The sequence below is a fragment of the Vibrio sp. DW001 genome (assembly GCF_029016285.1).
In the GTDB taxonomy this organism is placed as follows: Bacteria; Pseudomonadota; Gammaproteobacteria; order Enterobacterales; family Vibrionaceae; genus Vibrio.
Genome location: NZ_CP091975.1, coordinates 3,693,063 through 3,707,862, shown reverse-complemented (window position 1 = coordinate 3,707,862; position 14,800 = coordinate 3,693,063). Strand labels below are relative to the sequence as shown.

The window sequence follows — 14,800 nt, the reverse complement described above, 5'->3', positions numbered from 1 at the left end:
CAACAAGAGGGGTAAATATCTTCCTAATTTTAAAAAGTCATGCCTGTCATTGTTAGATATTGATTTTAAAGGATTAATGTTAAGTAAGAGTCTGTTTCTCAATAGAGAAACACGGAATGGCTTACGCCATTGTAAGAGATCTCTCACAAAGAAATAGTCTAATCTCTTAGATAAAAAACGGAGTGAAAAGTCATATTTTGCACATTTCTAGGCTTTTCGTTTTTTTCTATTTTGATTGGCGAACTTTAAGCCATCTAAACTAAAGATGAACAATGCACCCCATATAAAGGCAAAAGTTATCGCCTTGTCTGCTGAGAAAGGTTCGTTATATATAAACACGGCAAGCAAAAACATCAAGCTGGGACCAATATATTGGAAAAAACCTAATGTTGATAACATGATACGAGTCGCCGCGCCGTTAAAGCAGAGCAGAGGCAGGGTGGTGACAATACCCGCAGTAAGAAGGAGTAAATTTAGATTCAAATCATTATTGAGTAAGCTTGAGGTTGGGCTATCAGCAATAAAGGTGAGGTAAATGAGCGCTGCGGGTAGAATAATCATCGTTTCAATAAATAACCCAGTCTGGGCATCTAGATTGATTTTTTTTCGAAGTAACCCATAACAACTAAAACTAGTCGCTAAAGCAAGAGCCACGACAGGAACTCGACCAAACGCGAATATTTGAATAGCCACACCTATGAAGGCAAGTAGCACTGCGAACCATTGAAGTTTTCGGAGTCTTTCCCCTAGAAAAAACATGCCCAGCAATACATTAAAGAGTGGATTAATGTAATAGCCTAAACTCGCGTCAATCATATGTTCAGAATTCACCGCCCAAATGAAAATTAACCAATTTGTCGCAACAAGCAGTGAAGTAATAGTTAAAAAAAGCATGCTTTTCTTATGGGTCAGAACTTTTGCGACGACTTTCCATCGTTTACCTAGGTGCAAAAGAAAAGCAAGAAAGACAAATGACCATATAATTCTGTGGCTAAGTATCTCTAATGGTGCAACTTCAATGATGGCCTTAAAATAGATAGGCGCTATGCCCCACATGGTGTATGCGGCAATCGCCAGTAATACGCCTTGTTTTGATCTAGCCTGTTGTTCGGATGTCATGCTTTTTAAACTTATTAGTTATTTGGAGTAAGAGAGCAAGTATAAAAGCGATATCACATATTCACCTAATAATTTGATGTGTTATTCCCTGCTAAACCCAACTACAATGTCTCGCTATATTAAGAACCCCATTTCTTAAATGACTACTCCGTACTTTATCTATTAGGATACTAATGACTTCCAAGCTTTTAGCTCAGCAAATCGATGCTGATAAACCTGATGCAAAGTCGATACTTAATGATGTATTTGGTTATCAGAATTATCGTGACGGCCAAGAGGAAGTTATTACTGCCGTTCTAAATGACCAAGATAGTTTAGTGATTATGCCAACGGGGGGTGGTAAATCGCTTTGTTATCAAATACCTGCATTGGTTAAGGAAGGGCTAACAATAGTTATCTCGCCACTTATCTCGTTGATGAAAGATCAAGTCGACCAGTTAAAAGCAAATGGTGTTGCCGCTGGATGCCTGAATTCTTCAATGACAAGGGAAGAGTTGAGCACTGTTTTCGCTAGAATGAACAACGGGAAACTGAAACTGTTATATGTTTCTCCTGAGCGAGCGTTAAGCCAAGATTTCACTGAACGATTGTCGTGGGTGCAAGTTTCAATGATTGCAGTTGATGAAGCACATTGTATTTCACAATGGGGGCATGATTTTAGGCCGGAATACGCTGCCTTAGGTCAATTAAGGATGCAATTTCCTAACGTTCCGTTTATGGCTTTAACTGCGACAGCCGATGATGCAACAAGAAAAGATATTGTTTCTAGACTGCATCTTAGCCAAGCGTTGATCTATCTAGGGAGTTTTGACCGTCCCAATATTCGTTATAATCTTGTAGAGAAACACAAACCTGTTTCACAAGTGGTCCGTTTTTTGGCAACTCAAAAAGGCCAATGTGGAATTATTTATTGTGGTAGTCGAAAGAAAGTAGAAATGCTGACTGAAAAACTGTGCAATAACCACATTCGTGCTGCAGGTTATCATGCAGGCATGGATTCTGATGAACGAGCCTATGTTCAAGATGCTTTCCAAAGAGATGATGTTCAGATTGTGGTTGCTACCGTTGCTTTTGGTATGGGGATAAATAAGCCGAATGTTCGGTTTGTTGTTCATTTTGATATACCAAGAAATATTGAATCTTATTATCAAGAAACAGGACGTGCAGGTCGTGATGGTCTTCCTGCTGAAGCTATGATGCTATTTGATCCGGCAGATATGGGTTGGTTACGAAAAATATTGGACGAAAAGCCAAAAGGTGATCAAAAAAGAGTAGAAACACATAAACTCAACGCCATGAGTGCATTTGCTGAAGCGCAAACTTGTCGTCGACAAGTATTGCTCAACTATTTTGGTGAATATAGGCATGAACCTTGTGGAAACTGCGATATATGCTTGGATCCGCCAAAACATTTTGATGCAACAGAAGCAGCACGAAAAGCACTATCTTGTGTGTACCGTGTCAATCAAGGCTTTGGTATGGGCTATGTAGTGGAAGTTTTGCGAGGAATGCAAAATATACGTGTTAGAGAGAACGGTCACGATAAGCTCTCTACTTACGGTCTAGGGCGTGAACATAGTCACGATTACTGGATTAGTATTATGCGTCAGCTTATTCATAAAGGAATGCTATGTCAGAACATTACTCGTAATTCGACATTGCAACTAACGGAAGAGGCGAGACCACTCTTAAAAGGAGAGATGGCAATTGAACTCGCCGTTCCAAGATTAGATACGGCTGTTAGGGCGGCGAAATCGAACAAGCTCGCGAATCGTAATTATGACAAAAAATTATTTTCCAAGTTACGTAAGCTGCGAAAGTCTATCGCGGATGAAGTTGGCTTACCTCCGTATGTCGTATTTAGTGATGCGACATTGATTGATATGGCTGAAATTTTACCGACTTCATATGGTGAAATGCTTGCAGTGAATGGCGTGGGGCAGGTCAAACTCGAGAAGTACGCTGACAAGTTTTTAGATGCTATACAGGAGCATGTTACCCATGGAGATTAACAAACGCTGGGGGTTAATTGAACATATAAAGGTGGAAGGCAAGCTAATCTTGTCTTCGCCATCTTTTGATGTTGATTCTTTCCCCAAAGTTGGTGAAGAGCTAGTCTGTCTATTATCGGCTGAGATTAAAGAGAAGCAACTTGATGCCGATCTCCATTCTTGGTTGATTGATTTTGAAGGTTGTCTCTTTTTTTTAAGGGCAGAGCATTACTCTGAATCTGTGTGGCTCGAGGCCTTGTACAAAGAAGAAAGCTGGGAAGAGGTCGCTTATTTAGCGAGTCTGTTTTCACAAGGATTTTAGTTTTAAGGATGCTCATCACTATCTGACCAATTCATTATTATCAAGGAATCCGTCGTAGCGTAACCAAACATCCAGTATAAATAAATTTGCAGACTTAAACGTTTGCTATTCTTTTAGGCTCTTGAAGCTTCATTTGATTGATGTATAATCGTCGCCCGCTCGTAAGAGCATTGTTAACTGCTTTAAAGAAGACATGTTGTCTACTTGGGTTCCCTCAACCCCAAGCAAAACTAAAAAGGTACAAAATGAATAATTTTACCCCTGCGCAAATGCGTAAAGCACTCTCTATACTTGTTCTGTTTCACTTGGTGATTATTGCGTCTAGCAATTACTTGGTTCAACTGCCATTTACCATTTTTGGTATGCATACCACCTGGGGCGCATTTACCTTCCCGTTTATTTTTCTAGCAACGGACCTTACAGTACGTGTTTTTGGTGCCAAGTTGGCCAGGAAAATAATATTCTTAGTAATGTTACCGGCTCTAATCGTCTCATATTTATTGTCTGTGGTTTTCTTTGAAGGACAATTTCAAGGTTTTGGACAATTAACGGAATTCAATCTATTTGTTGCACGTATAGCTGTTGCCAGTTTCATGGCATACCTATTGGGTCAAATTCTCGATGTCCATGTATTTAATCGCCTGCGTCAGTTGAAACAGTGGTGGATAGCACCAACGTGTTCAACCTTAATTGGTAATGCTCTTGATACATTAGCTTTCTTTGCTATTGCTTTTTATCAAAGCCCAGATGCATTTATGGCTCAACATTGGAAAGAAATCGCCTTGGTTGATTATGGTTTTAAGTTAATTATCAGCTTGGGATTATTCGTACCTATGTACGGTATGTTTCTCAACTACTTAGTTAAGAGAATGACTGCGATGAACTCTGACTTGAAAGTAACTGGCATAAATGTTTAGACATTAAAATAATCTAACTCTAACTTCCGATTATTCAGCATTTATTATCAACGGCCATCCTATATCGGATTGACGGTTAGACTCTATTTCAAGTTCAGCCGTTGTCAGTGGGTTTTGTTCTAACCATGATTTTTGAATCGACATAATCAGCGAATTTTGATCCGCTTCAATACGATATTGTGGCTCTAATTCAGAGCTTCTTCGATGCGTTAAGATAATCGCAATTCTTAGTAGACGGAGTAATCTCTTACCACTTAGTTCAGAAATAGCATGCTGCTCTGGCAATGAAGAGAGCGGATCTCTATAGCGACGAGTTAATTCGCTAATATAGTATTTTTGTGCACGGGTGAAGCCCGGTAGATCGAGGTTTTGCAAAAGGTAGGCGCTGTGCTGACCACCCTTTTTAAAATCAATAGCGAGTCCTATTTCGTGAAGCTTGGCTGCGGCTTCAAGTAATATTGATGCTTGGGATTCAGGTACCCAAGTACTAGCACCGCACTGCTGAAGTAGAGAAAGTGATACGTTGAACACTTGCTCTCCATAGAGTTTATCTATTTGATAACGAGACTGAACGCTGTTAATGGTTCGAGAGCGAATATCATCGTGTTGCATTTCAGCCATCATCCCATAGACCATTCCTTCGCGCAGAGCACCGCCTGCTAATGTCATGGTGTCGATCTTTAGGAGTTCAAAAATGGCGATTAATATGGATAATCCACTTGGAAATACCAACGCCCTTTCTAAGGTCAAACCGTCTATTTCTAGTTCTTCTAAATGATCGGCTTGCATCGCCTGTTTTTGCAATCGCTTAAGTTTGGAGTGAGTGATCACTTCGTCCATGCCTTGTGCAAGCATTATCTCTTGCAGAGCTTGAACAGTTCCACTGGCGCCTACGCATACATCCCAACCGATATCGCTATATTGGTTAAGAATTGGATGTAAAGTTGTTTTTGCTGCCTCAATTGCAGCGTCAAAATTGTGTGTATTAAGCTGACGATCTTTAAAGTGTTTTTCTAACCAAGTGACACACCCCATTTTTACACTGGTTAATGCTTTTGCGTTGAAGCCTTCTCCGATGATGAGTTCGGTACTTGCACCACCAATGTCGACAACAAGCCTTCTACCTAAGCCACCAGATGTATGAGCGACACCTTTATATATCGTTCCAGCCTCTTCTTTACCAGATATGATATTTATGTCATATCCAAGAATATGATTTGCGCGTTTCAGAAAAATATCCACATTAGTGGCCGTTCGTAGTGTTGCTGTGCCAACAATGCGGATATTCTCTTCAGGGATATCTTGTAATCTTTCAGCAAACAATCTTAAACAGTCCCAGCCTCGTTGCATCGCTTCAGGGCTGAGAGCGTTATTCTCATTGAGTCCAGCAGCCAAGCGAACTTTCCGCTTAATCTTTGCCATTGTTTGAACACTTCCATCAATATGCCGTACAACGAGCATGTGGAAGCTATTCGAGCCTAGGTCAATGGCCGCATAAAGCGGTGATGAGATTGCTTGATCCATATTTACTTTATCTATCCCTTAACTACGTGGTTGACGTGGTCGGTAGTTACTTCGCTTATTATTGCTGCGATTACCGTTACGTGGACCACCTGTCGGTCTACGGTTGTTGCTAGGTCTTGTACGCGTACGAAGTGCCTGTGGAAGATCATCGAGTAAAGCGCTCGGGTCATAATCTGATACAGGTATTGTGTGCTCAATGAATTCTTCAATTGCGGTCAAGTTAATCGCGTACTCTTCACAAGCAAAGCTGATGGAATTGCCACTTTCTCCAGCGCGACCCGTACGACCAATTCGATGGACGTAATCTTCGCAGTCGTCAGGTAGATCGTAGTTAAATACATGAGTTACTTGAGGAATATGTAATCCACGAGCAGCAACATCCGTTGCAACCAAAATATCGACTTCACCTTGAGTAAATTGCTCTAGGATCCGCTCTCTTTTTTTCTGTGGGACATCGCCAGTTAGAAGGCCAACACGATGATCATCTGCAGCTAAATGACCCCAGATTGAATCACACTTGTATTTTGTATTCGCAAAAATAATCGCGCGATCTGGCCATTCTTCTTCAATAATAGACTGAAGAAGAGACATTTTGTGCTCGTTTGAGGGATAGAAGAGCTCTTCTTGGATGCGATGCCCAGTTTTTTGTCCTGGTTCAACAACAACATGCTCTGGGTTATGCATGTGCTCAAAGGCTAATTCCTGTACACGATAAGAAAGTGTGGCGGAAAAAAGCATATTCAAGCGATCAGTCGGTTCCGGCATGCGACGGAAAAGAAAGCGAATATCTTTAATAAAACCTAAGTCGAACATTCTATCGGCTTCATCAAGTACAACGACTTGGATGTGGTTCAAATTAAAAACTTTTTGTTTGTAAAAGTCTATAATTCGGCCTGTTGTACCAATGAGGATGTCTACGCCTTGTTCTAATTTTGATACTTGTTTATCGTAACTTTCGCCACCATAAGCAAGTCCAGCTTTTAGCCCTGTCGATTCAACTAGAGACTCAGCATCGTTGTAGATCTGAATCGCTAGCTCACGAGTCGGCGCCATAATAATTGCGCGAGGTTGGTTTGGTTTCCGCCCTTCTTGCTCCGGAGTGGTTAGTAAGTGGTTGAAAGCAGCAGTAAGAAACGCTAACGTTTTACCAGTACCCGTTTGGGCCTGGCCTGCAATATCTTGGCCGGTGAGCAGTACCGGCAACGCCAAAGCTTGGATAGGGGTACAATATTCGAACCCTTTTTTATCTAAACCTTCAATGACTTGCGGCAGTAAACCGAAGTCGGCGAATTTGTGCTCTGTGATATGAGTGTTTTTCATAAGTTATAGAATATCAGTTAAGGGTTGCAATACGGAAGCAAATACATTCCAATAGGGAATCTATTTCCTGGTTATCATCCAACCAGTAGCATATAAACACATTGGAGTGGAAGATGAGTGATAAATTTTTGCAGCTATCAGATGAAAGTTTTGAAAACGATGTAATCAAAGCTGCAGGGCCTGTATTAGTTGATTTTTGGGCTGAATGGTGTGGACCTTGTAAAATGATTGCACCTATTCTAGATGAGATCGCAGATGAATACGAAGGCAAACTCACTATCGGCAAACTAAATATCGACCAAAATGCTGGTACACCACCAAAATTTGGTATTCGTGGTATTCCAACGTTACTTCTTTTTAAAGATGGTAGTGTAGCAGCAACGAAAGTTGGTGCACTTTCTAAATCTCAATTAAAAGAGTTTTTAGACACAAACCTGTAGTTTAGTTTTGATATAGAGCGAGAAACCGTGCACTTTAACATTTGCGCGGTTTTGTTTTTTGTAAAACTAGACTAGTCTTTCATTTAGTGCTAGTTTGTCGCACGATAAATAAACAAATGTTCATTTCTTGGTCGCTCCTTAGACCGAAAAAATCATAACTAAACAAACAGATCCTATTTTGACAACAAAAGCTAAAGCATCCACTACTATGAATCTGACTGAATTGAAGAACAGGCCTATACCTGAGCTTGTCAAGCTTGGTGAAAGCCTCGGTCTGGAAAACCTTGCTCGTCTACGTAAACAAGACATTATTTTCTCTACTCTCAAAGCCCACGCAAAAAGCGGTGAAGACATTTTTGGAGATGGTGCATTAGAAATCCTTCAAGACGGTTTTGGGTTTTTACGTAGTGCAGATAGTTCTTATCTTGCGGGTCCAGATGATATTTATGTATCACCAAGCCAAATACGCCGTTTTAACTTGCGTACTGGCGACTCAATAGCGGGTAAAATTCGACCACCTAAAGATGGCGAACGTTATTTTGCTTTGCTAAAAGTTAACACTGTTAACCACGATAAACCGGACAACGCGCGTAACAAGATTCTCTTTGAGAACTTGACTCCTTTACATGCAAATGAACGCATGACGATGGAACGTGGTAATGGTTCGACAGAAGACATTACCGCACGTGTTTTAGACTTGGCTTCACCTATTGGTAAAGGCCAACGAGGTTTGATTGTTGCTCCGCCAAAAGCGGGTAAAACAATGTTGCTACAAAACATTGCGCAAAGTATTGCTCACAATCACCCTGAGTGTATATTGATGGTTTTACTTATCGATGAACGCCCTGAAGAAGTGACAGAAATGCAACGCCTTGTAAAAGGTGAAGTTATTGCGTCAACTTTCGATGAACCTGCGTCTCGACATGTACAGGTTGCTGATATGGTAATCGAAAAAGCAAAACGTCTTGTAGAACATAAAAAAGACGTGGTCATTTTGCTTGATTCTATTACGCGTCTTGCTCGTGCATACAACACCGTTGTTCCATCATCAGGTAAAGTTTTGACGGGTGGTGTTGATGCTAATGCACTACATCGTCCTAAGCGTTTCTTCGGTGCGGCACGTAACGTTGAAGAAGGTGGTAGTTTAACGATTATCGCTACTGCATTGGTTGATACGGGCTCTAAAATGGATGAAGTCATCTACGAAGAGTTTAAAGGTACTGGTAACATGGAGCTGCACCTTAATCGTAAGATTGCAGAAAAACGTGTATTCCCAGCCATCGACTTTAACCGTTCAGGTACGCGTCGTGAAGAATTGCTAACGAAGTCAGATGAACTTCAGAAGATGTGGATTCTACGCAAGATTGTTCACCCAATGAGTGAATCTGATGCGATGGAATTCTTAATCGACAAATTGGCAATGACCAAAACAAATAACGAGTTCTTCGATGCGATGCGTAGACAATAACGTCACGTTTTAGAACTAATAGCTTTTAAGAATAGAGCTACTAAGAAGCGCCACGCGTATTTATACGAGTGGCGTTTTTGTTTTTAAGTCAGCATCTAAAAACCAAGAACCTCTCTTATTTATTATATTTCGAACAATTCCACGCTAAAAAGTCGGTTTCGTTATTTTTTTGTTATAAAATAGCAACAATTTCAATAATCGAATGAGCCCTATGAGTATTAAGGATTTACGTGACTTTATTACCCTTTTAGAAGAAAAGGGTCAGCTTAAGCGCATTACTCACCCAATAGACCCACATTATGAGATGACTGAGATTAGCGATCGCACTTTGCGAGCTGGTGGTCCCGCTTTACTCTTTGAGAATCCAGTAGGGTATGACATGCCAGTACTAACCAATCTTTTTGGTACAGCTGAACGTGTCGCGCTGGGAATGGGGCGAAAGGAAGTTTCTGAGCTCAGAGAGGTTGGAAAGTTATTGGCTTACCTGAAAGAGCCTGAGCCACCAAAGGGCTTTAAAGATGCGATTGACAAGATCCCTGTATTCAAACAAGTTTTAAATATGCCTACCAAAAGGCTTAAGAAGGCCCCATGCCAAGAGGTTATTTGGCAAGGTGATGACGTTGATTTAGACAAGTTACCCGTAATGAGTTGTTGGGCTGAAGATGTGGCGCCACTGCTGACATGGGGATTGACTGTCACCAAGGGACCGAATCAAAAACGTCAAAATTTGGGTATTTACCGCCAACAAAAGCTGTCTAAAAACAAAGTTATCATGCGTTGGTTAGCGCATAGAGGCGGCGCTCTTGATCTGCAAGATTGGATGCAAAGTAATCCTGGAGAGCGATTCCCGGTTTCCGTTGCATTTGGTGCTGATCCCGCAACTATTTTAGGTGCAGTGACTCCGGTTCCCGATACTCTTTCTGAATACGCCTTTGCTGGCTTATTGCGGGGCAGTAAAACAGAAGTCGTTAAGTCTATAAGTAATGAATTAGAGGTGCCGGCAAGTGCTGAGATTGTATTGGAAGGCTACATCGATCCAAGTGAATTTGCGGCTGAAGGTCCATATGGCGATCATACCGGATACTACAATGAAGTAGAACAACATCGCGTGTTCACTATTACGCATATCACCATGAGAAATAATCCCATTTACCACAGTACTTATACTGGGAGACCACCAGATGAGCCCGCGGTTCTAGGCGTCGCGCTAAATGAGGTATTTGTTCCTATACTTCAGAAACAGTTTCCTGAAATTGTCGACTTTTATTTACCACCTGAAGGATGTTCTTATCGGATGGCTGTAGTGACAATGAAGAAGCAATACCCTGGGCATGCGAAGAGAGTCATGATGGGAGTGTGGTCTTTCTTGAGACAGTTCATGTACACCAAATTTATCGTTGTTTGTGATGATGATGTGAATGCTCGGGATTGGAATGATGTAATTTGGGCTATCACGACTAGGATGGATCCAGTTCGTGATACAGTGATGGTTGATAATACCCCGATAGATTCGCTTGATTTCGCATCTCCAACCGTTGGTTTAGGATCAAAAATGGGGTTAGATGCAACCAATAAGTGGGAAGGCGAAACTCAAAGAGAGTGGGGTAGACCCATCAAAAAGGATCCAAAAGTAGTAGAGAAAATAGATTCTATTTGGGATGACCTCGGTATTTTATGAGCCATAAAGTCACTCTACTTCCTAGTGGAAAGGAATTTGATGTATCAACAGGACAGACGATACTAGAAGCCGCGCTCAACAATAATATAAGCTTCCCACATCGTTGTCAGGTTGGTGTGTGCGCGATGTGTATGTGCCGAAAAGTGGAAGGTGAAGTTTCTTATCATTTAGACCCCGTATTGACTGAAAAAGAAATACAAAAGGGATGGATCTTTCCTTGTCAGGCATTTGCAGAAACTAATCTTAAACTTACCTTTGAAGAGTAAGAGGAAATATGACTATTCGTTGTAAAGTAAAGTCCATTCAACCCTTAGCATGCAATACCTATAAAATATTGCTCCATCCAGAGACGCCTGTCGAATTTAAAGCGGGTCAATATTTAATGGTGGTGATGGGAGAGAAAGATAGGCGCCCATTTTCTATTGCTAGTAGCCCTTGTCGGAATGAAGGAGAGCTTGAACTTCATATAGGTGCAGCCGAAGAGAACGCTTACGCGACAGAAGTTATCGATAAAATGAAAGTCGCGTTTGATAAAGGCATTTACATTGAGGTTGATGCGCCGCACGGAGATGCTTGGCTTAAGGAAGGGAATCGTCCTATATTGCTTATAGCGGGTGGAACAGGTTTCAGCTATGTGCGTTCTATACTCGACCATTGTGTAAGCCAGAATATCGAAAATCCGATATATCTTTATTGGGGAGCAAGGTCGGACGGACAACTTTATGCCTTTGATGAAATGAAAACGTTATCTGAAAAGTTCAGCAATATTCATTTTATACCTGTTTTAGAAAGCGCACCTAATATATGGAATGGCAAAATAGGTAATGTATTGGCCGCTGTTTTAGCCGATTTTGATAGTTTAGAAGATTTTGATATCTATATAGCAGGTCGATTTGAAATGGCAGGCGCAGCCAGAGAACAATTTAGCCTAGAAAAAAATGCCAATAGAGAACGAATGTTCTCTGACGCCTATTCATTTATCTAGTTTGTTATATAAATGTAAGTAAAAGGAAGATTTATCGACCTCCCTTTTCACTTTTGATGGTAAAAAGAACAATCAAAAAGAAAAATTGAAATTTTTTGAGAAAATGGCTTGCGTCACATAAAAATCTCCCTATAATGCGCAACTCCTAACGGCGAGACCTTATTTGAAAAGGGATTAGCGTACAGGAACAAAATTTGGTCTTAGAGAAATAATTCTAAAAAAGTGTTTGACACGAAGAGTTATCTCGCTAAAATGACCGCCCACTTCAACGGTAAAGTCGAAAGGCTTAAAAGTAATAATTTACTTACTATTGAAGTAACGCTCTTTAACAATTTAAACCTATATCAATCTGTGTGGGCACTCGTTGATGACAATCGAAGATGATTCTCTGCTTTAGGGCACGAAATCAACAACGGTTTCAATGAACTGAGTGACCTAATTTGATGCTTACTTTGTTTTTATTTTTTTAAAAGTGAAAGCGAATTAACGTTGAACACAGTTATTTAAATATCACTCTGTTGGAGTGATAGAACTTTAAAGAACATTTTATTATTTAACCTTTGGTTATCTAAAGTAAAAGGCAATTTAAAGTCAGTATTCATTGAGCCAAAAAGAACTTAAATTGAAGAGTTTGATCATGGCTCAGATTGAACGCTGGCGGCAGGCTTAACACATGCAAGTCGAGCGGAAACGAAATTAACAATCCTTCGGGAGCGTTAATAGGCGTCGAGCGGCGGACGGGTGAGTAATGCTTAGGAATTTGCCCAGTTGAGGGGGATAACTATTGGAAACGATAGCTAATACCGCATACGCCCTACGGGGGAAAGGAGGGGACCTTCGGGCCTTCCGCGATTGGATAAGCCTAAGTGAGATTAGCTAGTTGGTGGGGTAATGGCTCACCAAGGCGACGATCTCTAGCTGGTCTGAGAGGATGATCAGCCACACTGGAACTGAGACACGGTCCAGACTCCTACGGGAGGCAGCAGTGGGGAATATTGCACAATGGGCGAAAGCCTGATGCAGCCATGCCGCGTGTATGAAGAAGGCCTTCGGGTTGTAAAGTACTTTCAGTAGTGAGGAAGACAGTAAGTTTAATACGCTTATTGTTTGACGTTAGCTACAGAAGAAGCACCGGCTAACTCCGTGCCAGCAGCCGCGGTAATACGGAGGGTGCGAGCGTTAATCGGAATTACTGGGCGTAAAGCGCATGCAGGTGGTTTGTTAAGTCAGATGTGAAAGCCCGGGGCTCAACCCCGGAAGGTCATTTGAAACTGGCAAACTAGAGTACTGTAGAGGGGGGTAGAATTTCAGGTGTAGCGGTGAAATGCGTAGAGATCTGAAGGAATACCAGTGGCGAAGGCGGCCCCCTGGACAGATACTGACACTCAGATGCGAAAGCGTGGGGAGCAAACAGGATTAGATACCCTGGTAGTCCACGCCGTAAACGATGTCTACTTGAAGGTTGTGGCCTTGAGCCGTGGCTTTCGGAGCTAACGCGTTAAGTAGACCGCCTGGGGAGTACGGTCGCAAGATTAAAACTCAAATGAATTGACGGGGGCCCGCACAAGCGGTGGAGCATGTGGTTTAATTCGATGCAACGCGAAGAACCTTACCTACTCTTGACATCCAGAGAAGCCAGTGGAGACACAGGCGTGCCTTCGGGAGCTCTGAGACAGGTGCTGCATGGCTGTCGTCAGCTCGTGTTGTGAAATGTTGGGTTAAGTCCCGCAACGAGCGCAACCCTTATCCTTAATTGCCAGCGAGTTATGTCGGGAACTTTGGGGAGACTGCCGGTGATAAACCGGAGGAAGGTGGGGACGACGTCAAGTCATCATGGCCCTTACGAGTAGGGCTACACACGTGCTACAATGGCGCATACAGAGGGCAGCCAGCTAGCAATAGTGAGCGAATCCCAAAAAGTGCGTCGTAGTCCGGATTGGAGTCTGCAACTCGACTCCATGAAGTCGGAATCGCTAGTAATCGTAGATCAGAATGCTACGGTGAATACGTTCCCGGGCCTTGTACACACCGCCCGTCACACCATGGGAGTGGGCTGCAAAAGAAGTAGGTAGTTTAACCTTCGGGGGGACGCTTACCACTTTGTGGTTCATGACTGGGGTGAAGTCGTAACAAGGTAGCCCTAGGGGAACCTGGGGCTGGATCACCTCCTTAAACGATGATTGCACATGATGAGTGTCCACACAGATTGAAATAGGTTTAGAAAAGTAAAGAGAGTATTTGTACCTGCTTAACTGCGGGTATAAGTGTGAAAGTGCCCAACACTTTTATGCACCTGTGTCCCGTTCGTCTAGAGGCCTAGGACACCGCCCTTTCACGGCGGTAACAGGGGTTCGACTCCCCTACGGGATACCATTTTCTCCTTATGATCCGTTAAGTTGCCCGCTGTTTATTGTATATAAACTGTCTTACAACTTGCCTTACTTAAGGAAGAAAACAAGACTGGGTCGTTAGCTCAGCTGGTAGAGCAGTTGACTTTTAATCAATTGGTCGCAGGTTCGAATCCTGCACGACCCACCATTCTTTCCCACGAAGGAATTAAAACAAACGTGGGCGATTAGCTCAGTTGGGAGAGCACCTCCCTTACAAGGAGGGGGTCACTGGTTCGAGCCCAGTATCGCCCACCATTCTCTAAGTATTTTTGGTGTCATATCCAAACCAATGGTTACTAATTATTGGTTTATTGTGGTCCCTGAAAGTCTTTAGAAAATGTGATTGGCTTATTTTTATAAGCATTGAACATTTTGCTCTTTAACAATTTGGAAAGCTGACTGATAAATAATTGATTATTATTTATCAAAATAAAAGTTCTCAAATCCTATTGGATCCTTTTTTAAAAGGAAACTCTAGGATCTTGTTGTCACTTCGGTGATAACAAACCAACACACATTCAAGTGTTCTTGGAAACACCTAACTTCGGTTAGATGTTTAATATTTGAGTCCGGCAAAATCGAAAATGTTGTCTCGCTCATTCAAATAATGAGGCAACGATAGAAACCTTGGTTGCTAATACAATAA

11 protein-coding genes, 3 tRNA genes and 1 rRNA gene are annotated in these 14,800 nt (G+C 41.9%); 12 read left to right on the top strand and 3 right to left on the bottom strand.

Annotated elements, in window-relative coordinates; genetic code table 11:
- Positions 1-207: 207 nt before the first annotated feature.
- A complete protein-coding gene (gene rarD / locus L3V77_RS16980; RefSeq protein WP_275135157.1) occupies positions 208-1,119 on the bottom strand; it encodes an EamA family transporter RarD in 912 nt (303 codons plus the stop codon).
- 173 nt (positions 1,120-1,292) lie between these two features.
- On the opposite strand from rarD, the gene recQ reads away from it, so the two are divergent.
- From recQ to L3V77_RS16965, 3 genes are all read left to right on the top strand, one after another.
- On the top strand, positions 1,293-3,131 hold the full coding sequence (gene recQ / locus L3V77_RS16975) for an ATP-dependent DNA helicase RecQ (protein WP_275135156.1): 1,839 nt from the start codon (positions 1,293-1,295) through the stop codon (positions 3,129-3,131).
- On the top strand, positions 3,121-3,432 hold the full coding sequence (locus tag L3V77_RS16970; protein WP_275135155.1) for a DUF3630 family protein: 312 nt from the start codon (positions 3,121-3,123) through the stop codon (positions 3,430-3,432). Before recQ ends, L3V77_RS16970 begins: the two co-directional genes overlap by 11 nt.
- Before the next feature lie 245 nt (positions 3,433-3,677).
- Complete coding sequence (locus tag L3V77_RS16965) at positions 3,678-4,349, top strand: 7-cyano-7-deazaguanine/7-aminomethyl-7-deazaguanine transporter (RefSeq protein ID WP_275135154.1); 672 nt, start codon at positions 3,678-3,680, stop codon at positions 4,347-4,349.
- A gap of 30 nt (positions 4,350-4,379) precedes the next feature.
- Here L3V77_RS16965 and gppA read toward each other — a convergent pair whose 3' ends face one another.
- Positions 4,380-5,873 carry a guanosine-5'-triphosphate,3'-diphosphate diphosphatase gene (gene gppA / locus L3V77_RS16960; RefSeq protein WP_275135153.1) on the bottom strand — a complete coding sequence of 498 codons (1,494 nt, stop codon included), beginning with the start codon at positions 5,871-5,873 and terminating at the stop codon, positions 4,380-4,382.
- A gap of 18 nt (positions 5,874-5,891) precedes the next feature.
- Positions 5,892-7,193 carry an ATP-dependent RNA helicase RhlB gene (gene rhlB / locus L3V77_RS16955; RefSeq protein WP_275135152.1) on the bottom strand — a complete coding sequence of 434 codons (1,302 nt, stop codon included), beginning with the start codon at positions 7,191-7,193 and terminating at the stop codon, positions 5,892-5,894.
- Between the two features lie 113 nt (positions 7,194-7,306).
- Between rhlB and trxA the strand changes: the two genes are divergently transcribed.
- The 9 genes from trxA to L3V77_RS16910 all read left to right on the top strand — a co-directional run bounded on the left by trxA (position 7,307) and on the right by L3V77_RS16910 (position 14,409).
- Entirely contained in the window at positions 7,307-7,633 is a 327-nt protein-coding gene (gene trxA / locus L3V77_RS16950; protein ID WP_195704684.1) for a thioredoxin TrxA, read from the top strand.
- Positions 7,634-7,841: 208 nt separating this feature from the next.
- Positions 7,842-9,101: a transcription termination factor Rho gene (rho, locus tag L3V77_RS16945; protein WP_195704683.1), complete on the top strand. Its 1,260-nt coding sequence runs from the start codon at positions 7,842-7,844 to the stop codon at positions 9,099-9,101.
- A 211-nt stretch (positions 9,102-9,312) separates the two neighbouring features.
- A complete protein-coding gene (ubiD, locus tag L3V77_RS16940; RefSeq protein WP_275135151.1) occupies positions 9,313-10,779 on the top strand; it encodes a 4-hydroxy-3-polyprenylbenzoate decarboxylase in 1,467 nt (488 codons plus the stop codon).
- Complete coding sequence (locus L3V77_RS16935; RefSeq protein WP_275135150.1) at positions 10,776-11,045, top strand: 2Fe-2S iron-sulfur cluster-binding protein; 270 nt, start codon at positions 10,776-10,778, stop codon at positions 11,043-11,045. Before ubiD ends, L3V77_RS16935 begins: the two co-directional genes overlap by 4 nt.
- A gap of 8 nt (positions 11,046-11,053) precedes the next feature.
- Complete coding sequence (gene fre / locus L3V77_RS16930; protein WP_275135149.1) at positions 11,054-11,764, top strand: NAD(P)H-flavin reductase; 711 nt, start codon at positions 11,054-11,056, stop codon at positions 11,762-11,764.
- A 619-nt stretch (positions 11,765-12,383) separates the two neighbouring features.
- Positions 12,384-13,936 (top strand): 16S ribosomal RNA (locus L3V77_RS16925).
- 125 nt (positions 13,937-14,061) lie between these two features.
- Positions 14,062-14,137: transfer RNA gene (locus L3V77_RS16920), tRNA-Glu, on the top strand.
- 89 nt (positions 14,138-14,226) lie between these two features.
- Positions 14,227-14,302, top strand: a tRNA-Lys gene (locus tag L3V77_RS16915).
- A gap of 31 nt (positions 14,303-14,333) precedes the next feature.
- A tRNA-Val gene (locus tag L3V77_RS16910) sits at positions 14,334-14,409 on the top strand.
- Positions 14,410-14,800 lie beyond the last annotated feature (391 nt).

What these genes read in the sequence shown, in the direction of transcription:
- recQ (WP_275135156.1), top strand. Translation starts at nt 1,293, where the DNA reads ATGACTTCCAAGCTTTTAGCTCAGCAAATCGATGCTGATAAACCTGAT.
- L3V77_RS16965 (WP_275135154.1), top strand. Translation starts at nt 3,678, where the DNA reads ATGAATAATTTTACCCCTGCGCAAATGCGTAAAGCACTCTCTATACTT.
- rarD (WP_275135157.1), bottom strand. Translation starts at nt 1,119, where the DNA reads ATGACATCCGAACAACAGGCTAGATCAAAACAAGGCGTATTACTGGCG.
- rhlB (WP_275135152.1), bottom strand. Translation starts at nt 7,193, where the DNA reads ATGAAAAACACTCATATCACAGAGCACAAATTCGCCGACTTCGGTTTA.
- fre (WP_275135149.1), top strand. Translation starts at nt 11,054, where the DNA reads ATGACTATTCGTTGTAAAGTAAAGTCCATTCAACCCTTAGCATGCAAT.
- rho (WP_195704683.1), top strand. Translation starts at nt 7,842, where the DNA reads ATGAATCTGACTGAATTGAAGAACAGGCCTATACCTGAGCTTGTCAAG.
- ubiD (WP_275135151.1), top strand. Translation starts at nt 9,313, where the DNA reads ATGAGTATTAAGGATTTACGTGACTTTATTACCCTTTTAGAAGAAAAG.
- L3V77_RS16935 (WP_275135150.1), top strand. Translation starts at nt 10,776, where the DNA reads ATGAGCCATAAAGTCACTCTACTTCCTAGTGGAAAGGAATTTGATGTA.
- gppA (WP_275135153.1), bottom strand. Translation starts at nt 5,873, where the DNA reads ATGGATCAAGCAATCTCATCACCGCTTTATGCGGCCATTGACCTAGGC.
- L3V77_RS16970 (WP_275135155.1), top strand. Translation starts at nt 3,121, where the DNA reads ATGGAGATTAACAAACGCTGGGGGTTAATTGAACATATAAAGGTGGAA.
- trxA (WP_195704684.1), top strand. Translation starts at nt 7,307, where the DNA reads ATGAGTGATAAATTTTTGCAGCTATCAGATGAAAGTTTTGAAAACGAT.